Source organism: Cyanobacterium sp. IPPAS B-1200 (genome assembly GCF_001747005.2).
In the GTDB taxonomy this organism is placed as follows: Bacteria; Cyanobacteriota; Cyanobacteriia; order Cyanobacteriales; family Cyanobacteriaceae; genus Cyanobacterium.
Genome location: NZ_CP182899.1, coordinates 3,048,180 through 3,068,197, shown reverse-complemented (window position 1 = coordinate 3,068,197; position 20,018 = coordinate 3,048,180). Strand labels below are relative to the sequence as shown.

Sequence of the window (20,018 nt, the reverse complement as noted above, 5' to 3'; positions counted from 1 at the left end):
TTAACCACCATGGAAGATATAAAAAACGCCTCGGATAACACCATCGAAGACTATATCCAACGAGTTACCGAATTATGTCAATCAGGGAGCAAAACCCCTTCCCCCGAAGAATTACAAAAAATAGTATCCGAGGTTGGTATTAGCCCCGAAGAAATTTTCCTCGCCCAAACCCAATCCCAAGCAAATTTTGCCCGGGCAAAAGGGTATTTCGGTTTACGCCACTGGGATGATGCCATTAATGAATTAGAAGAAGGATTGGCCTTTGATCCTTATAACATAGAAATGATCCATTTTTTGATTTCATCATATCTTGGACGTTGGCGAGAAAGCCATAATCCCGAAGATGAGCAAAAAATTAGAAAGAGAATCAGACAATGTCTAGAAATCAAACCTGACGACGAAGAAAGTTTACAACTACTCGGCAAATTAACTCAGTCCGTCAAAAATAGACAACTGATACATCTAAGTGCAGGGCTATTTGGTATCTTATCCATCGGCACAATTATCGGACTATTTACCCTTAATAATATCTCCCTAAACTTATTTCATAACCCCGATGAGCAAATCGAAAATGTAGAACAAGGTTTACGCAATGAAATTCGACAACTAAATTCTACTAATATTAATCGTACAGAACAATTATCTCAACAAATGAGAAATCAAGAAAATACTATCAACGGTTTTTATAGTCGAATAAGAGAATTAGAACAAAAAAATCAGACACTACAAAACGATAATCAAGTATTGTTACAAAATAATGATAACTTAAATAAAAGACTAGAAATTATTGAACAACAGTTACAAGAACAAAATCTAAGCTCAGAAGAATTATTAGAATGAAAGCAACACTTGCTCTACACACCACTAGCCCAGAATTAGGTATTACCCTTGTGGATAGTCAAGGTAAAAAAAAGTCTCAAACATGGAATTTAGGCAGAGATTTAGGAAGGCAATTACATCTAATATTAGCTGACTTTATTACCCCTTTAACGTGGCAAGATTTTAAATTTATTGCAGTGGCAAAAGGGCCAGGAAGTTTTACAAGTACCAGAATAGGAGTTGTTACAGCAAAAACTATTGCTCAACAGTTAAATATTCCTGTTTATGGAGTTTCTACTCTCAAATCCTTAGCATGGCAAGAGGCACAACTTAAAAAGTCTGAAATAGTTTTAGTGCAAATGAGAGCTAATAATGATGAGGTTTTTGGTAGTATTTATAAGGTCAAAAATAATTTAAATTTGTGCAGTGTAGTAGATGATAAATTATATAAAAATGCCCAATGGGAAACCATGGTAAAAGATTATCATAAACAATATAATAAAAGTTATTCTTTAGTGGTTAGTGAGCAAAATTTAGGACAAAATAGTGAAGATATTTTAAGTTTAGCTAATATTAAATATGAGCAGGAAATGTTGAATGGGGTTTTTTCTTCTTGGGAAAATTTAATGCCTTTTTATCAGTAGTTTTATGCTTATTTATAACTTATCATATTCAAGTTTAAAAAAAACTGAAAGATTGTTTATTATTAACAGAAACTATTTATTTTTATTATAAGTAAAGGTGACATTAGCTGTTTCATTAGATTAATAAATGATATAATTATAAGTAGTTATATAGTACGATTTAAACCATGAAAATTTCAATTATTATAGCTAGTAATAATAAAAATTTAGCCTTGGCAAAACAAATTAAAAAAATTGCCATGGATATGGGCAATGACACCCAAATTATTGATTTAGTGCAGGAAGATTTGCCCCTTTATACTCCTACTAATCAAGAAAAGTTAGGTATTTTGCCCCAAATAAAACAACTTAATCAAACTATTACAAATAGTGAGGGGATGATATTTGTGGCGCCTGAATATAATGGGGGTATTCCTCCTAGTTTAACAAGTGCGATCGCATGGTTGAGCGTTAGCTCAGATGATTGGCGGGGATGCTTTAATGGTAAACCAGCGGCCATTGCTACCCATAGCGGAGGGGGAGGGCAATATGTACTACTCGCCATGAGGACTCAATTATCATACATTGGCATGAATGTTGTGGGAAGGTCAATTTTAACCAATGGAAATAAAGCCTTCAATCCCGAATCTGCCCAAGAGGTAATCAAGCAATTAGTACGCTGGGGAAATTAATTTTTGTACTGCTAGACTCTAATTAAAATCTGAGTTATACTAACTTCTGAGCTTAAGCTAGTAAAAAAAATATCCACAAAAAAAAGAATGGAATTAGCAGATATAAAAAGAGAAATAAGTGTGATAACAGAGCGCCTGAGTACAACTCAGGACTATCTTTGACATACCCAATCTTAAAGCTAAAATCCATGATTTAGAGCAAGTAGCCAGTCAGCCTGACTTTTGGGATGATGCGGACAAAGCACAAAAAACTCTCCAAGATTTAAATGAGGTAAAGTCTTCCCTTGCCCAAGTAACCCAGTGGCAAAAATCCTTGGAGGATACCAAAGCCATTGTGGAGTTATTGGAATTAGAAGAAGATGTAGAGTTATTTACCGAAGCAGAAAACACTCTAACTCACCTAGCCCAAGAATTAGACCGTTGGGAGTTGCGTAAGCTACTTAGTGGGGTATATGATCAAAAAGGGGTTGTGTTGACTATCAATGCAGGTGCTGGGGGCACAGATGCCCAAGATTGGGCGCAGATGCTATTGAGGATGTACACCCGTTGGGCTGAAAACCAAGGTTATAAGGTTACTTTAACGGATATGTCTGAGGGGGATGAGGCGGGAATTAAGTCCGTTACCCTAGAGATTGAGGGGCGTTATGCTTTTGGTTATCTCAGGGGTGAAAAGGGTACCCATCGTTTGGTGCGCATTTCTCCTTTTAATGCCAATGGTAAGAGACAAACCAGTTTTGCAGGGGTAGATGTGATGCCTTTATTGGAAGATGAAGCCATTAATGTAGATATTCCCGATAAAGATTTAGAAATTACTACCTCTCGCGCAGGGGGTAAGGGTGGACAAAATGTGAATAAGGTGGAAACGGCGGTGCGGGTGGTACATTTACCCACAGGAATTGCGGTAAGATGTACCCAGGAGCGATCGCAATTACAAAATAAAGAGAAAGCCCTTGCTATACTAAAGGCAAAATTGTTGGTAATTGCCCAAGAGCAAAAAATCAAAGAAATTGCCGAAATTCGAGGGGATATTGTAGAAGCCGCTTGGGGGATGCAAATTCGTAACTATGTATTCCACCCCTATCAAATGGTAAAAGACTTACGCACCAACGTAGAAACCACTGCCATTGATAACGTTATGGATGGTGATTTAGATAGTTTTATTGAAGCATATCTAAAAAATCCAGAGAATAATTAGGTATTAGAGGGGTTAGGGATTAAGTAGGTTGGCGAAATTAATTATGAGTTTTAGTAAGAAGAATTTGGTACACTTGTTCAGGGTTATCAGGAGTAATAACGGGTTTTGTCAACTCCCCTTCATCAATAATGATTAACTTATCTTTCCATGGACGTTTAGGGTCTAAGTTTAGCCAATAGCTTAATGAACCACCCCATATTCTGGTTTTTCCTCTCCACCATGTCATTTCTTGTATGCTGACCTGATTTATTTTTTTGTAGGGAATACGCTTATCTCCAAAAGGAAAATAGTAATAGAGAATAGTTAAAGCATCATCGTCACAAATAATATATTCATCTTCATATAAGATAGTCATGGATTCTTCAGAGTTCTAATTGAGACTTTATGTAATGCTGTTAATTTCAGTTTAGCATTACTTTAATTAATTAATTATTAATATAAAATAACATTTTTAAATAGAAATAGTAGGGTTTAATACCAAATCCTGTTTAGATAGTATGTCTATTTACTCGAAATCACTGGGGTTGATAGTAGTTATTAGTTTACTTTTAGTTTAGGATTTGGTATAAGTAGGGGTAGATTATTTCCTTCTTTAATTAGTCAAACTAATGAGATAAAAACGCTGAAATGTACAATAGGTAATAATTTCAAATTAGTCAAAACGAGCGTGAGCCGAGATACTTGTAAAATGGTGCAATATAAGTCAAAACCTTTACTATAATATAGTTTCAGCTAAGATTACCCCTCGTGACCGCTTCACTAGTTTTTCCCCATAAAGTTTCTACACCAGTCAAAGTCGCAACTCTATTGCTTTGACGGCTGCTAGATATTGCTCTTCAACATCTTTACGGTCTAATTCTTCTGGGATTCCCTCGTGGCTACCACGTTCGACCATACTAGCATGACGCAATAGCGTAGCACGGTCTGCTTTATTGTGAGTATGGGGAGCAATAACAGCGATGGCATCTAATAATCGTATCGTGACTGCCACACTTGTTGTTCCATACTGTCGAATTTGGTTAAAAGCAGCATCTGTCATATCCCCGAATGTTATAGGTTCGGCAATAACGCGAAGCTTGTCATTGTTATCATAACGGTAGGGAGAAGGAATCTCTCTTTGTGCTAAATGACACAAGGATGCACTAAGTTGATCAATACAACGAATGGCAGTAAACGGATCGTTAATTCCAGGCGAAAGGGCTCGTACTGCAATCTCAACAAGCTGATTTATTGAAAATTCCAAATCTTGTTGCTTTGTGCGTTGTAAACCCAAAATGAAAGCATCATTGATATTTTTTGTAAGTGTCTTGTTAACTCGTTCTCTACCGAAAACCAGTACAAGCTCATTACCCTGAACAATAAAATTGCCAGGACAATTCTGAACCCTTAACAGTAGGTTATTCTCTGTAGCAATCTGCATAAGTTGGTCATCGTTAACAGCTTGAATATAACCGCTATTTGTGGCTTTAATGGGGTAAACATCACGCTCAAAATTAGCTGGAATATCCAGCGGCAGCTCCTTCGAGACACCTCGTCCTATTTTGTGGGGAAAAAGCCGATCAGTCGCATCATCTAACTCACGACCAACTACTGTAATAACCTGATCCACTTGAATAGAAGAGGCTGAATGGTGAATAAAATAAATCAGTACGCCGATACTAGCGAGAGCAAGTACGAGTCCCCACGTTACTGCTAGATGGGGGACAAACTCCTTTTCGTCAACGCCATTAATGGTTCGCAGCACCAACAAGCTATAAACAAAGGTAGAAATGAACGTTCCGAGTACAATCTGATTGCCCGTATCCTGCATGAAGTTACGCAACAATCGAGGGCCAAACTGCGAAGAGGCAAGCTGAAGCGCAACAATGGTAATTGAAAAAGCAGTGGTAGCAACAGTAACCATTGAACCGGCAATGGTAGAAAGAATGGCACGGGAACCATTTGGACCAACAGAATAAACCCACCCAAATTGTCCAGTAAGATCCGTTTTTAACCTTTGATCGAGCTGAATGGTTAGAAACGAAAGTGCCATGGCTAATACAACCATTAGAGTCGGCACAAACCAAAAACTAGAATGTAGCAAATCCCAAAGTTTACCGAATTTAGTTTGTTTCATCTATTGTAGTATTGCCTAATTTAGTCCCATTCTGATTATAGGCAAAATGAGCTAAATTAACTTCTATCTAAGGTTTACAAATTGTTTTGCCCTAGCTTTACCCCAACAGTGAGGTTCTAATCGGGGGAGGAGATTCAAGAAACATTTGTTCAAAATCACTTGGGTCAACGTCTAATTCACTCCATTCGTAGTCATGAAGTTGATACACAAGTTTTTCCATTTCTTTTTCTTTAAGTTTCCCTTCGCTCAACTTATATTCTTCTAAAATGACACTTTCGGGAACTTTTAAAATTGATAAAATAGAGGCTATTATGACACCTGTTCGATCTTTTCCAAACGCACAATGAATCAAGAGCGGCAATTTAAAGGACTCTTGATTTATAGTCTTCAAGATTTTGCCAGCCCAAAGCCTAGTTTTTTTGTTTTGCCACTCGTAGACATCAACCTCATCTGCTTTTGGAAAATCGTATTGATTTACTCCTTCAATCTTTTTGTCTTTTTGCTTCCTTAAATTTATAATTGATTTTGGGCAACCAACTTTTTTGAGGTCCTCAACGAAGTCTATTTTTCCACTTCTTAACAACAACCCTTCCTTGATCAAGTTGTTTTCCACTATAAAATTTACATATTCTCCGACGTCTCTAAAGTTGTCATCGTCCATTGCACTGATGTCCATTTGTCTCATAAAACTTGAGTTTAGACTAAATCTAATTTTAAACGCTGAAACCCTTATATGACGTATGTTTTATATTTTTTACATTAAACGGATAAGAATAGTCAAAATTCTTGCTGTATAAGGATCATAGCTTCTTACAGTTCAAATTAGTCTAAAGTACAGATAAAAAGAAGAAACACTAAAAAAAATATTCTTAGACCTGCAACTCAAGTTTCACTATAGAACCCATTTGGTATCTAGTAGAATATTGAGAGGAACAAATTGATAAATGGAATAATGGCTTACTCTAGCAGTCTAAGTGATCAAGAATGGGAAATAATTAAACCTCTATTACCAAAGAAAAAAAGAACTTGTCCACCAAAGTGGTCTAAAAGACAAATTTAGGGTGGTATCTTTTATCAACTCAAAAATGGCTGTAATTGGTCTGATTTACCAAAGGATTTACCTCCTTATTCTACCGTTTATTGGCATTATAAAAACTGGAAAAAAGAAGGTGTCTTTGAAACAGTGATGTGTGAACTTCACAAGCAATTAAGAGAAAAAGTAAAAAAAATTCACTTGGACTCGATTAATTATCGTCGATTCTCAAGCAGTGAAAAATACTTGTAATGCGGGGGTAGACAGTCTTGGCTTTCCCTTTTTCACTTATTGTACAAAGGCAAGTATTTCCGATGATCGAGGATTAATCATGATGTTGAGTGAGAACATAGATTATTTTCGTGCCAAACCCATGAATGTTCATAAAATTACAATCCTCATGGATTCGGGTTATTATCCTGATTTTATCACTTGAGTTTAGACTAAATCTAATTTTAAACGCTGAAACCCTTATATGACGTATATTTTATATTTTTTACATTAAACGGATAAGAATAGTCAAAATTCTTGCTATATAAGGATCATAGCTTCTTACAGTTCAAATTAGTCTAAAGTACAGTTATCATGAGGGAATTAGAAAAAGTTTATCCACAAATTGGAAAGAAAATTCGTATCGAAAAATCAGGCAAAATCTCTTCTGAACAAAAAAATCAGAAGGAAAAAAAGGATTTGTGGTAGTCAAAGCAAGATGGATCATTGAAAGATAATGGTGCTTGGATGGAAAGATGTAAAAATTTGGTCAAAAACTTTGAAAGAACCTTATTCAACTCCACCCAAAAAGTCAACTTATGTTTTATTCGATTACTTTTAAAAAGACTCACTGCTTCCTGAGATACGAAATGGGTTCTAATCTAAACAGTTAAAAATCTACAGTCATAAAAATTTTACGTAGAAAATCCGCACTTTTTGCAGTCTTTGACATAACTTTTGTTTCTCTTTAAAATTTGACATAAAAATCTTAGTTGATCGGTTTTTTAGTTTAACTACTTTTACATATGTAATAAAATTAGAGCATTTTCTGCCCTTATGATAAAGCTTTTATGGTGATACCTAATTAACCGTTAAAGAATCCCCATTATTCCTCAGAGATAAATTTAATAAAAATGGTACTGCTTTTTTAACCCAATCATCAATAGAATCATATAATTCTGCTTGTTCACCAAAACAAATATTTAACATTTCAGTATTAATAACCCCAGGATTCAGGGCAACGGTGGCAAGATTGCTGGGTAACTCTTGGGCAAGGGCTTTGGTTAATCCTTCAATAGCCCATTTAGAGGCACAATAGGGGGCAACTTCGGGGGAGGTGGAACGTCCCCAACCTGAGCTAAGATTGACGATGATACCCTCTTTTTTGTCCATCATCAGGGGTACTATTCCTCGAATAATATTGGCTGTACCTTTGATATTGATGTCAATTAGTTGATCAAAATCTTCGGTGGGTATTTCCCATAGGGGCGCTGGTTGATTAATAATTGCAGCGTTATTAATGACTAAGTCGGGGGTTTGAGGTAAGGATTTAAGCCATTTTTTTACTTCTTGATAATTAGCTACATTTAGGGAAGAAAAATAATGTTCTGGATATTTATGTTGTAATTCTTTGATGGTGTTATAGGAACGAGCGCACCCTATAATGGTATGACCTAAAGGGATAAATTTTTCTGTTAATGCTTTTCCTAATCCTTTACTTACCCCTGTGATTAAAATTGTTTTAGCCATGATAATTATTTAGAGTTGAGTATATTTAAAAGTTCTTTTTCATCTTTTATGTTAGGATAAATTTTTTCTTCTGGTAAGATTAAAACGGTAATACCATTACCACAGTGACCGAAACAATATTTAGTGGTCACTTTTATGGCATTTTGATCTTCTTTTTGAATAGCTTCTAAAAGGTAATTACTTCCATATTTTTTACAAGATCTACCGTTACAGATAACTATTAAATTGGGTTTTTTATCCATAAAAATATTTAGACTTTTCTATGAAATTAAATTATCATCCATGATTAAGCAATGCCATAAAAACAATTATCCATTATCAATTCTCCATTCTCAATTATCCATTGTAGGAACTTTTCAGGTAAGATTGACTATTGATAGTTTTAAAATCAACTAATTATGGATTTTTCTAGTCAAATCGCTAGTCAATTAAATGCGATCGCAATTCTACCAGAAGGAATTGTAATCATTACATTATTATTAGTATTAATAGGAGATTTAATATTCGGACGTAAAGCTGCCTCATGGTTGCCCTACTTTGCCATTGGAGGTTTACTGGCGTCTGTGGTAGCCCTAGTGTTGGGCTGGGATAATCCCAACCCTCAATCCTTTTTAGGCTCTTTTGTGGGTGACAACCTCAGTATAGTATTCCGCATCATTGTGGCACTGTCAGCAGCCATTACCATCTCCATGAGCATTACTTATATTGAAAATACAGGCACTGCCCTAGCAGAATTTATTTGTATTTTGCTCACCGCTACCCTTGGGGGAATGTTTCTCTGTGGGGCATCGGAATTGGTGATGATTTTTGTATCCCTAGAAATGCTCAGTATTTCTTCATACCTGATGACAGGATACATGAAAAGAGATCCTCGTTCCAATGAAGCTGCCTTAAAATACCTTTTGATTGGGGCGGCTAGTTCTGCTATTTTCCTTTATGGTCTATCCTTGTTGTATGGACTTTCTGGCGGTTTAACCGATATAAATGCGATCGCCTCTACCATCCAACCAGGCACTGGTTTAGAATCTTTAGGTTTAGCCATTGCTCTCGTGTTCGTCATTGCAGGTATCGCCTTCAAAATTTCTGCTGTACCCTTCCACCAGTGGACTCCAGACGTTTACGAAGGTTCTCCCACCCCTGTGGTAGCCTTCCTTTCTGTGGGTTCAAAAGCCGCAGGATTTGCCCTAGCTATCCGCTTACTCGCCACTGCTTTCAACCCCATGGGCGAACAATGGCAATTCATTTTTACCGCCCTAGCCATCCTTAGTATGGTACTCGGAAACGTGGTAGCTTTGGCCCAAACTAGCATGAAAAGAATGTTAGCCTATTCCTCCATCGGTCAAGCAGGGTTTGTGATGATTGGTTTAGTAGCCGACTCCCAGGCAGGATATTCTAGTATGATATTCTATCTCTTTATCTATCTATTCATGAACCTTGGGGCGTTTACCTGTGTAATTCTCTTTGCCCTCAGAACCGGTACTGATAAAATTAGTGACTATGCAGGATTATATCAAAAAGATCCCCTCCTCACCCTTGGTTTAAGTCTCTGCCTACTCTCCCTCGGCGGTATTCCCCCCTTAGCTGGATTTTTTGGTAAAATTTACATTTTCTGGGCGGGGTGGCAAAGTGGGCTTTATGGCTTAGTTTTAACGGCGCTCGTCACCAGTGTAATTTCTATTTACTACTATATCCGAGTCGTGAAAATGATGGTAGTAAAAGAACCTCAGGAAATGTCAGAAGTGGTCAAAAGATACCCCCCAGTGCGCTGGAATCTTCCCGGTATGCGTGCCATGCAAGTATCCCTAGTATTATTGGTGGTTGCAACTTCTTTGATTGGTATTCTCTCTAATCCTGTGGTTACTGTGGCTAATAATTCTGTGATTAGTAGTTCTGTATTAGAAAGTGCGATCGCACCTAATCAAGTAATAAACGATATTGCCATCAACAAATAAGCTAAGAGAATTTTTTTCTCGCAAAAATTTTTCACCATCAGTGGGGTTGATTTAGTCGTCAGCCTCACTTTTTTTATTACCATTGCCCATTGCCTCACTTGATTTTTGAGGGGCTAATCTATGCTAAAATAGCATTAATTTCGTGACTCAAAATATATATGACCTCCATCCAAGAACGCATTGTACCAACCAATCTAACCAGTGAAATGTCAAACTCTTACCTAGAGTACGCCATGAGCGTTATTGTAGGTAGGGCTTTGCCCGATGCAAGAGATGGTTTAAAACCAGTTCACCGTCGTATTTTATACGCCATGTATGAGCTAGGATTGACCCCAGAAAGACCTTTTCGTAAGTGTGCAAGGGTTGTGGGGGAAGTCTTGGGTAAATACCATCCCCACGGTGATTCTGCGGTATATGATGCCCTTGTGAGGATGGCTCAGGATTTTTCGATGCGAAATCCTTTGATTAATGGTCATGGTAACTTTGGGAGTGTGGATAATGATCCCCCCGCCGCCATGCGTTATACGGAATGTCGTTTACAGTCTTTGGCTACCAACGGACTTTTAAGAGATATTGAAGCCGAAACCGTTGATTTTATTGATAACTTTGATGGTTCACAACAAGAGCCTGTGGTTTTACCTGCTAGGGTACCTCAATTGTTGTTAAATGGTACAACAGGGATTGCGGTGGGGATGGCGACAAATATTCCTCCTCACAACCTCGGAGAATTGATTGATGGTACCATTGCCATGATTCATAATCCCGAAATTACTGACATTGAATTGATGCAGTATATCCCCGGTCCTGATTTTCCCACAGGGGCACAAATTTTAGGCAGACAAGGGATAAAAGAAGCCTACACCACGGGCAGAGGTTCTGTAACCATGCGAGGGGTAGCTGGTATTGAAACTATTTCCCAACGGGGGAGACAGGATAGGGAAGCTATTATCGTTACGGAGTTGCCTTATCAAACTAACAAAGCCTCTTTAATTGAAAAAATTGCTGATTTAGTTAACGATAAAAAAATTGATGGTATCTCTGACATTAGGGATGAGAGCGATCGCAACGGGATGCGCATTGTTATAGAATTAAAAAGAGATGCTTATGCAAGGGTAGTATTAAACAACCTCTACAAACAAACCACCATCCAAAGCAACTTCGGTTGTAATATGTTAGCCTTGGTGGGCAACGAACCCCAACTACTCACCCTCAGAAAATTCCTCGAAGTCTTCCTCGATTTTCGGGTAGAAGCCATTACCCGCCGTACCCAATACCGTCTCCGTAAAGCCGAAGAAAGAGATCATATTTTACAGGGGTTACTAATTGCGCTCGGCAACTTAGATGCTGTAATTCGTCTCATCCGCAGTGCCGCCGATACCGCCAACGCTAAACAACAATTAGTAGATGATTTATCCCTCTCCGAGTTTCAGGCAGACGCTATCTTACAAATGCAACTAAGAAGACTCACCGCCCTAGAAGCCGAGAAAATAGAAGCCGAACATCAAGACTTACTAACTCAAATCACCGATTTACGGGATATTCTCGAGCGTAGAGAAAGAATCGATGCCATCATCGAAGAAGAATTAATCGAAATCAAAACTATCCATGCCACCCCCCGCCGTACCGAAATTATCCAAGGGGATGGAGATTTAGTGGATATTGATTTAATTGCCAATGAGCAAGTAGCCATTATTTTAACCGAACAAGGGTATTTGAAAAAAATGCTTGTTAGTACCTTTGAAGCTCAAAACCGAGCCACTAGGGGTAAAGCAGGGGCAAAAATGAAAGAAAATGACGAAGTCCAACACTTTTTAACGGGGTGTGAACATGACACCGTCCTTTTCTTTAGCGATAGGGGCGTAGTATATGCCCTCAGTGCCTATCAAATCCCCTCAAGCTCTCGTAATGCCCGTGGTATGCCCATCATTCAGATGTTGCCCATCTCCTCGGCGGAAAAAATCACCTCTATTCTCGCAGTAAGTGAGTTTACAGATCATGAATATTTGGTCATGTTAACCCAAAATGGGTATATCAAAAAAACTGCCCTCTCTGCCTTTGCTAATATTCGCAGTAATGGGTTAATTGCCATTTCCCTCGCTGAAGGGGATGAGTTGCGTTGGGTGCGTCTAGCTACCGCAGAAGATAGCATTTTAATTGGCTCTCGTCGAGGTATGGCCATCCATTTCCACGCTGATAATGATCAACTACGCCCCCTCAGTCGTACGGCTAAAGGGGTTAAATCCATGAAGCTACGGAAAGGAGATCAATTAATTAGTATGGATATTATTCCTTCTCAGGTGGTGGCTACCATTGGGGAGGCGGATGATAATGAGCCTGATAATGACACGGAAGAAGAATTAACCAATGATACTGCCAAAGATGCTCCCTGGGCCTTGGCGGTAACTACTAGCGGTTATGGCAAAAGAGTTCCTGTATCTCAGTTTAGGCTACAAAGAAGGGCTGGTTTAGGTTTGAGAGCCATTCGTTTCCGTAAATCTACGGAAGAATTAGCGGCTTTGCACATCGTCAATGCTGATGATGAGTTTATGATTATCACCACAAGGGGTATTATTATTCGTTGTGATGTTAATGCGGTTTCTCTCCAATCCCGTAACGCTAGTGGAGTAAGGGTGCAGAAATTGGATGGGGATGATGCGATCGCAGCGGTGGCTTTAGTACCCCCCGCTAGTGAAGAAACCACGGAGGAAATGGCTTCAGATGTAACCACAGATTTAAGTTAAATTTTAGTGGGAGCTTTCTGTTAACATTTTTAGGGAACACAATAGAGTAATCAAATTGATTATTTATGAGTATTATAAAAGTCTCTACAACTCCCTTTAATGACCAAAAACCGGGGACATCAGGCTTGCGCAAAGCCGTCACCGTATTTCAAAAACCCCACTATTTAGAAAACTTTGTTCAATCAATCTTCGATAGTCTTCCCGAATTAAAAGGGAATACCCTTGTATTGGGAGGAGATGGACGTTATTATAACCGCCAAGCAATCCAAACTATCCTCAAAATGGCTTCTGCCAATGGTGTAGGAAGGGTTTTGGTGGGTTGTGATGGTATTTTATCCACCCCTGCTGCTTCATGCCTTATCCGTGGTAACAATGCCTATGGCGGTATCATTCTTTCAGCTTCTCACAACCCCGGAGGAGAAAACGGTGATTTTGGCATTAAGTACAATGTTACTAATGGTGGTCCTGCTCCCGAAAAAGTTACCGAAGCCATTTACCAGCGCACCTTAACCATCAAAGAATATTCTATCCTCGAATCTGCTGATATAAACTTAAATAGCCAAGGTTCATTTAAACTAGGTGATATGGAGGTAGAAGTGGTAGATTCGGTCAAGCCTTACGCTGAATTAATGGAGTCTCTATTTGACTTTGATTTAATCAAAAAACTCCTTACTGGTGGTCAGTTCAAAATGTGCATGGATTCCCTCCACGCCGTCACAGGACCCTATGCAAAAGCAATTTTTGAGCAAAAACTAGGGGCATCCACTGGAACCGTAATAAATAGTGTTCCCCTCGAGGATTTTGGGGGGGGACATCCAGACCCTAACTTGGTTTATGCTAAAGGATTAGTGGATATTCTTTTTGGGGATAATGCTCCCGATTTTGGTGCTGCTTCCGATGGTGATGGCGATCGCAATATGATTTTAGGTAAACATTTCTTCGTCAATCCTAGCGACAGTTTAGCCGTTATCACCGCCAATGCCCACTTAGTAAAAGGCTACAAACAAGGACTAGCAGGGGTTGCCCGTTCCATGCCCACCAGCGAAGCCGTGGATAGAGTTGCCAAAAAACTAGGCATTGACTGCTACGAAACCCCCACAGGGTGGAAATTCTTCGGTAATCTCCTCGATGCCGACAAAGCCACCATTTGTGGAGAAGAAAGTTTTGGCACAAGTTCCAACCACATCAGAGAAAAAGACGGACTTTGGGCAGTGCTTTTCTGGTTAAACATCATCGCCGTTAGACAGGAATCCGTGGAGCAAATCGTCAAATCCCACTGGAAAACCTACGGACGCAACTTCTACTCCCGTCACGACTACGAAGAAGTCGCCAGTGAAGGCGCCAATGAATTAGTCAACCAACTACGCAACCAATTCGATACCCTCGTGGGCAAAACCTATGGTAAATATACCGTCAAATATGCCGATGACTTCAGTTATACTGATCCAGTAGATGGTAGCGTATCAGAAAAACAAGGAGTACGCATAGGCTTTACCGACGGCTCAAGAATTGTTTTCCGTCTCTCTGGCACAGGTACAAAAGGCGCCACGGTAAGAGTGTATTTAGAAAGTTATGAACCTGACACCACCAAGCAAAATTTAGACACCCAAGAGGCGCTCGGTGACTTAATTCAAGTGGCAGAAGAAATTGCCCACATCAAGAAATATACCAATAGAGACAAACCCACCGTTATCACCTAAAAAAAGTGATAATGTTTCTGCTCAATAACCCTATTTTTTGCTCTTTCTTAATATCTATGGAAAAGCAAATTAAGAGTAATTTAAGCTAAAAGGTGGATGAAAATCCACCTCAATTATTTCTATCACTTTCCAAAACAACTCAGTGGAATTGGGAAAGCATACACATTTTTTACTTAAGTTTTTTCAAAATTAACGAAATCTAAGCTGTAAATTAAGTTTAAAATACAAATTACCATCATTTTCTAAAATTAATTTACCATAACGATGTCTAGTTGTTGAAGGAGTGTCAAAAACTATATTTTCAAATAAATAGTCCTCTAAAGAAGAAAGATCTATGATATGGAAAGCTAATTGTTCGCCATCATCTTTAACTACTATTGTACCATTTGAAGCATATTTTCCATCCCATTTAGTTCCAGCGAAAAAGCCCAACAAAACACTAACTAAAAATCGTTTTACTTTAATAGTCAGAGAGGATAAATCATCAGTAATATTATCTAATAATCCTTTATTATAAACAGAAACTAAATTTTCAGAGAGGATATTATTTCTCTCAACAAAAAACTCCAATAACATTTGTGCTACAATCTCAGGCATCATCGAATCAATAATTCTAAGATTGTAAAACATAGTTTCTTGTTCAATTTGATGAAAATAAAAAATCCCTCCAAATTCAATTATTTTATTAAGACGATCTTTTAAGGTTTTAGTGCTGTTAATGTTATCCAAATCTCCCTTAGATAAATTACCAACTTTAAAAATAAAATTAGTTTTTCCAGAAGCATTCAATAAAGTTGGTTTACTACCTAAATAAGACTTAATACCAAATCCTTCATTAATTTTATAAAAATTATCTTTATTTATATCTAAAACAATATCGCTTTTTTGATTACTTCTACCCCCTTTAATAATAGAAATTCCTAATTCATTTTGTATTGCTACTATATCATCAATTTCAAATGTACCTTTATTTTGTTTAATCTGATTACTTAAATCTTCTAAAATATCCTTATTAATAAGTCCTCCTATATTAACTTGTTTTCTTTGCTTGGTAATTTTATTCTCTATAAAAACTAAATCAGTATCAGTTAAGATTATATCTTTATCCAAATTAAGAGTAGATACTTTAGAAACAGAAAAGTAGTTTTGTGTGTTATTTAAATCTTTATCTGATAAAGTAAGTTTTTTATCATTAATCACCTTAAAAAATGAATATATTTCAGTCCATTCACCCTTATTTTTTGTTTTTTTCATATCTAAACTTTGCAATTCAATAACATTTAAATGATTTAATAAACTTTTCCCACATTCCAAAATTGCATCGACTGCGACACTATTTCCTAACTGTTTCATAGCCTCTTTTTTGGAAACAGGAAACTCAAAACTATCAGGAAATCCTTGCATTTTTTTCCCCTGTTCAGGCATTAATTGCCTTACTTCACCGTCAACTAAATAAGAGTCCCAATTTCTTCTATCATTAATGTTAGAACCTCGTCCACCAACTCTTAAAGTAAAACCAATTTCCCGCGAACATTGACCTTCCCAAACATCTGACATATTAAATTTTAGAGGCTTAGTCGGAGGAAAGTTAAATCCTTTTAAAAATCCTTCATCTCTAAAGCCAATAATAAAAGTTCTAGGTCTTAATTGTGGCAGCCCGTAGTCTGAGGCTTTGACTATTTGATAATAAAAACTGTAGTTTAATTCTTCTTCTAAAATTTCTCTAATAATTTTAAATGTTTGACCTTTATCATGACTAATTAAACCCCTGACATTTTCTAAGAAAAATGCTTTTGGTCTTTTAATTTCTAAAATATCAACTATATTGAAAAAAAGATTTCCTCGTTCTGATTTATGATTATCATTAAATCCTCTTTTATATCCTGCTTGGCTAAATGGTTGGCAAGGAAATCCAGCACATAGTATGTCAAAATCAGGAATTTCGTGGGGAGATATTTTGCGAATATCATCATTAAACATCCCTTTTTCAAATAATTCTGGGTTGATGGAATAGAAATTATGTTGATAGGTTTTTCTAGCATGAGTGTCAATTTCTGAAGCGAAGACACATTCCCCACCCAAGGAATGAAAAGCTAAATGAAATCCCCCTATTCCTGCAAATAAATCAATAAATTTGAATTTTTCCAATTTATCTTATTCTTAATGAACTGACTTTACATCATAAATTTACTATATATGTTACTTGTAGGGTGGGCAATGCCCACCATTAAAATTTGAATATATTTAAGACATGATAAGGATGCTTTGGATTTTTAATCTTAATTAATTCTCAGAAGATTTACTATTGAGCTTATTTAACTCCTCTCGAAGGTTAATTACTTCCTGCGTTAAACTTCGTAAATCTTGGCTAGAAGGAGTTGAACCACCAGAAGGACTGGTATTAGAAGACTTAGGCACATCTTTTTTTTGATTGAAAAAATCTTCAATCATTTTTTTTGCTTCGTCCTCTGTCAAAGCCCCTTTTTGCGCCCATATTTCAGATCTAGCTTGTAAATCTCTGGTTAATTCAGTAATTTTTTGGTTAAGTCGCTCCCTATCTTGGATTGTCTCCACTGCGGAGGCAGTAGCACCAATGGCAATTCTTAAACCTTGTTGGATAGGATTGGGGGAATTATTGCTAGTCATATCAATTACACTTATGAATTTAGTTTTACTGTATCAATAACTGAATTATAGCAATAGTATTTTTCGTGGGTAATTGTAGCTTTTACGAAAGTTATTTTGGTGGGCAATGCCCACCCTACGAAGCAAGATAAATTAAATGGTTAATTATTTAAACTTTACCTCTAATTTCCTCGATTACTCCATCTCTGAGGACAACTTCTACATTGAGTTTTTCCACAAGATTATCTCCTTCTTTTACCTCAAAAAAGCTCTCCATCTGAGCCTGTACAACTTCCTGCCCAAGTTCTAATAATTGAACCTGTTGCATTTGCTGTAACATTTGATTTTTGTTTTGTAGAAGTTCGTTTTTTTTCTGATTAACTTGTTGATTGATATTTTCAATCTGTTGGGCGGCTTGAATACTACCTTGTTTTTGGATTTCGCCGATCGCCCTTTGCCCCTGTTGTTCAAGTTGAGCGAGTTGAGAATCAATCTGATTAACCTGATTTTGTAATTGTTTTTGAGCCTCATCCTGCCATGCAGGGGTAACGATTACCTTCACATTAACAGGACGCTTGAGAACTAAACCAGAAGTATTTAAATTTAACTGCATAAAATTATATTAACGATAAATTCCATTAAAACATTGCGTTTATCATATCCTGATAATGGTTCGTTACAACAGGGCGCTTCACTTTCAGGGTTTGGGTCATCATACCATTAGCCATAGAAAAAGGCTCTAAAATCAACTCAAAAACAGCGATACGGTCATCAGGACGATAACCAGGGCGATTTTTAACCTCACGGTTCAACTCTTGTTTAAATAAGCTCGTAACCTCCTTAGAATAAAGATCACTATTTTCTATCTCCTCTCTGGGAGCTCCAGCATCAGGAATTTTTAGGGAAACTTTATTTTCTTTTGCCCACCCACTCAAGGCGTCAAGATTCGGTACAATCAAAGCCCCCAAATATTTTTGATCTTGTCCCACCAACATGATTTGATCAACGAAAGGACTGCGTAAACAGACATCCTCAAGGGGTTGAGGTTCTATATTTTCCCCATTACTCAAAACAATAGTATCCTTTGCCCGGCCTGTGATCACAAGGTCACCTTTAGGAGTTATCCAACCCAAATCGCCACTATCAAACCAGCCATCTTCATTAATCGCTTTTGCGGTGGCTTCGGGTTTTTTATAATATCCTTGCATTACCTGTGTACCCCGAATAAATACGAGTCCTTTTTGCCCTTGGGGTAGGGGAGTTTTGGTTTCAGCATCAACAATCATAATTTCGGTTTCGGGGAGAGGTTGCCCAGAAGCACCGACAATATTACGATTCATGCGACGGGCATTGGTTACGGGGGAAGTTTCCGTTAAGCCATAGCCCACCAAGAGGGGAATATTAACTATTTGGAAAAAGTTATCAATGTGTTTTGCTAAGGAGCCACCGCCACTAATCCATGCTTTAATGCTATTACCAACACCTTCTCTTACTTTGGTATAAACTAATTTATCACCGACCACATGGAAGGGATAGTAAACTATTGTTTTTAATGTTCCTACAAATTTATCCATACCGCTAGGGTTGAGGTTTTGTAAGTCTAATCCTGATTGGGCTCGTTTACCGTCTAAGTAACCTTGGGACATTCCGAAGAAAAAGTTAACTAATTTTTGTTTGCCACTATCACGGAAGTTTTTTTGTACTCCTTCATAGATGGATTCCCACAGACGGGGAACACCTACCATATAGTTAGGTTTGTAATCTTTCAAGTCCTGTTTAAAGTAGCGAATACTGGTATAAATTAAGGTTGCACCACGGGATAATAGGAAATATTCAGCGGCTCTTTCGTAGGAGTGCCAACTGGGTAAAATGGTTAAGATGCGATCGCCTTTAGCTGGTTGAATAATAATCTCCAAATTACGCACCTGATGCAACAAATTACGGTGGGTTAACATTACCCCCTTGGGCTTACCTGTAGTACCAGAGGTATAAATAAGAGTTGCCAAATCATCAATTTCTCCCTCGACAGAAGTAAAACTTGCCCCTACTCCCAAATCCATGAAACCAGAAAAATTATATACGGGACAGGGAAAATCCCCCTCAAACACTTCATCAGAAAGTAAAATAACCACCTTGAGAGGGTAAGTGTCTAACTCAGGACGCAACTTTTGTAAACACTCTAAATCTTGAACCACCAACGCCACACTATCACTATCATCCAAAATATAGAGTAGTTCGTTTTTTTCTGCCCCCGAAGAGCGCACCGCATCCACCGCCCCAGCCATAATAATACCTTGATCTGCCATTAACCAACGGGGGCTATTATCGGCAAACAAACAAATTTTATTCCCCTTCTCAATACCCAAACCCTGTAAAGCCGTAGCAAACTGTTTGATTTTGCTATGCAATTCCTGATAACTTAACTTCAATTCTGGCTTACTATGAGGATCTTGTAATGCCAAAGTATCACCAAATTCTGTAGGAATAAAATCCCACATCCCAGCTAAAGATTTAAGGTTTAAATATTTACTAGATTCTATATTACTCATAACTTTTTATTTTTTAATTTTATATGTTGTAATTTTACTAGATAGGCTCAAAGAGTCTAAAATAAACAAATAACAAAGGATTTTCGTTAATGGTCAAATTATCAACTTAATGTTTTGCTTGATAGTAAACATCATAATCTAGTTATTTTCGCCTAACATTCCCCCTAGGCAACAAATTAAATTGTCACAATAAAGCATTACTAAGGCGGTGTTTAAAAAATGAAGTAGTGAAG

Annotated in this window: 18 protein-coding genes; 9 read left to right on the top strand and 9 right to left on the bottom strand. The window is 37.5% G+C overall.

What is annotated here, in order from left to right:
- Positions 1-9: 9 nt before the first annotated feature.
- The 4 genes from A5482_RS14270 to prfB all read left to right on the top strand — a co-directional run bounded on the left by A5482_RS14270 (position 10) and on the right by prfB (position 3,329).
- Positions 10-840: a tetratricopeptide repeat protein gene (locus A5482_RS14270; RefSeq protein WP_069790282.1), complete on the top strand. Its 831-nt coding sequence runs from the start codon at positions 10-12 to the stop codon at positions 838-840.
- Positions 837-1,463 (top strand): tRNA (adenosine(37)-N6)-threonylcarbamoyltransferase complex dimerization subunit type 1 TsaB, encoded by a 627-nt coding sequence (gene tsaB / locus A5482_RS14265; protein WP_069790281.1) that lies wholly within the window; start codon positions 837-839, stop codon positions 1,461-1,463. Before A5482_RS14270 ends, tsaB begins: the two co-directional genes overlap by 4 nt.
- Before the next feature lie 167 nt (positions 1,464-1,630).
- The gene (locus tag A5482_RS14260; RefSeq protein ID WP_069790280.1) at positions 1,631-2,134 is read left to right on the top strand and encodes an NADPH-dependent FMN reductase; all 504 of its coding nucleotides are present in this window, start codon (positions 1,631-1,633) and stop codon (positions 2,132-2,134) included.
- Between the two features lie 87 nt (positions 2,135-2,221).
- A protein-coding gene (gene prfB, locus A5482_RS14255; protein WP_141712663.1) for a peptide chain release factor 2 occupies positions 2,222-3,329 on the top strand; the annotation gives its coding sequence in 2 pieces (ribosomal slippage) (positions 2,222-2,293 and positions 2,295-3,329; 1,107 coding nt in all).
- A gap of 37 nt (positions 3,330-3,366) precedes the next feature.
- On the opposite strand, the gene A5482_RS14250 is transcribed toward prfB, so the two are convergent.
- From A5482_RS14250 to A5482_RS14240, 3 genes are all read right to left on the bottom strand, one after another.
- Positions 3,367-3,684, bottom strand: coding sequence for a hypothetical protein (locus A5482_RS14250; RefSeq protein WP_446684782.1), 318 nt, complete (start codon positions 3,682-3,684; stop codon positions 3,367-3,369).
- Positions 3,685-4,119: 435 nt separating this feature from the next.
- The gene (locus tag A5482_RS14245; protein WP_446684781.1) at positions 4,120-5,445 is read right to left on the bottom strand and encodes a DUF2254 domain-containing protein; all 1,326 of its coding nucleotides are present in this window, start codon (positions 5,443-5,445) and stop codon (positions 4,120-4,122) included.
- Between the two features lie 97 nt (positions 5,446-5,542).
- Positions 5,543-6,121, bottom strand: a complete 579-nt coding sequence (locus A5482_RS14240; RefSeq protein WP_446684780.1) for a tyrosine-protein phosphatase — start codon at positions 6,119-6,121, stop codon at positions 5,543-5,545.
- Between the two features lie 390 nt (positions 6,122-6,511).
- Here A5482_RS14240 and A5482_RS14235 point away from each other — a divergent pair, with 390 nt between their 5' ends.
- Entirely contained in the window at positions 6,512-6,730 is a 219-nt protein-coding gene (locus A5482_RS14235; RefSeq protein ID WP_446684845.1) for a transposase, read from the top strand.
- On the top strand, positions 6,714-6,914 hold the full coding sequence (locus A5482_RS14230) for a hypothetical protein (protein WP_201150012.1): 201 nt from the start codon (positions 6,714-6,716) through the stop codon (positions 6,912-6,914). The genes A5482_RS14235 and A5482_RS14230 overlap by 17 nt, the downstream gene beginning before the upstream one ends.
- 635 nt (positions 6,915-7,549) lie before the next feature.
- Here A5482_RS14230 and A5482_RS14225 read toward each other — a convergent pair.
- Positions 7,550-8,218: an SDR family oxidoreductase gene (locus tag A5482_RS14225; protein ID WP_069791319.1), complete on the bottom strand. Its 669-nt coding sequence runs from the start codon at positions 8,216-8,218 to the stop codon at positions 7,550-7,552.
- Between the two features lie 5 nt (positions 8,219-8,223).
- Positions 8,224-8,460, bottom strand: a complete 237-nt coding sequence (locus A5482_RS14220; RefSeq protein WP_069791320.1) for a (2Fe-2S) ferredoxin domain-containing protein — start codon at positions 8,458-8,460, stop codon at positions 8,224-8,226.
- 156 nt (positions 8,461-8,616) lie between these two features.
- On the opposite strand from A5482_RS14220, the gene A5482_RS14215 reads away from it, so the two are divergent.
- The 3 genes from A5482_RS14215 to A5482_RS14205 all read left to right on the top strand — a co-directional run bounded on the left by A5482_RS14215 (position 8,617) and on the right by A5482_RS14205 (position 14,611).
- Positions 8,617-10,170 carry an NAD(P)H-quinone oxidoreductase subunit N gene (locus tag A5482_RS14215; protein WP_069791321.1) on the top strand — a complete coding sequence of 518 codons (1,554 nt, stop codon included), beginning with the start codon at positions 8,617-8,619 and terminating at the stop codon, positions 10,168-10,170.
- 158 nt (positions 10,171-10,328) lie between these two features.
- Positions 10,329-12,911 (top strand): DNA topoisomerase (ATP-hydrolyzing) subunit A, encoded by a 2,583-nt coding sequence (gyrA, locus tag A5482_RS14210; RefSeq protein ID WP_069791322.1) that lies wholly within the window; start codon positions 10,329-10,331, stop codon positions 12,909-12,911.
- A 65-nt stretch (positions 12,912-12,976) separates the two neighbouring features.
- Positions 12,977-14,611 carry an alpha-D-glucose phosphate-specific phosphoglucomutase gene (locus tag A5482_RS14205; protein ID WP_069791323.1) on the top strand — a complete coding sequence of 545 codons (1,635 nt, stop codon included), beginning with the start codon at positions 12,977-12,979 and terminating at the stop codon, positions 14,609-14,611.
- 189 nt (positions 14,612-14,800) lie between these two features.
- On the opposite strand, the gene A5482_RS14200 is transcribed toward A5482_RS14205, so the two are convergent.
- The 4 genes from A5482_RS14200 to A5482_RS14185 form a co-directional block, all read right to left on the bottom strand.
- Entirely contained in the window at positions 14,801-16,759 is a 1,959-nt protein-coding gene (locus tag A5482_RS14200; RefSeq protein WP_069791324.1) for an HpaII family restriction endonuclease, read from the bottom strand.
- A 135-nt stretch (positions 16,760-16,894) separates the two neighbouring features.
- Positions 16,895-17,257, bottom strand: a complete 363-nt coding sequence (locus A5482_RS14195; RefSeq protein WP_069791325.1) for a hypothetical protein — start codon at positions 17,255-17,257, stop codon at positions 16,895-16,897.
- A 148-nt stretch (positions 17,258-17,405) separates the two neighbouring features.
- Complete coding sequence (locus A5482_RS14190; protein ID WP_069791326.1) at positions 17,406-17,849, bottom strand: YlqD family protein; 444 nt, start codon at positions 17,847-17,849, stop codon at positions 17,406-17,408.
- A gap of 25 nt (positions 17,850-17,874) precedes the next feature.
- Positions 17,875-19,785 carry a long-chain fatty acid--CoA ligase gene (locus A5482_RS14185; RefSeq protein WP_069791327.1) on the bottom strand — a complete coding sequence of 637 codons (1,911 nt, stop codon included), beginning with the start codon at positions 19,783-19,785 and terminating at the stop codon, positions 17,875-17,877.
- Positions 19,786-20,018 lie beyond the last annotated feature (233 nt).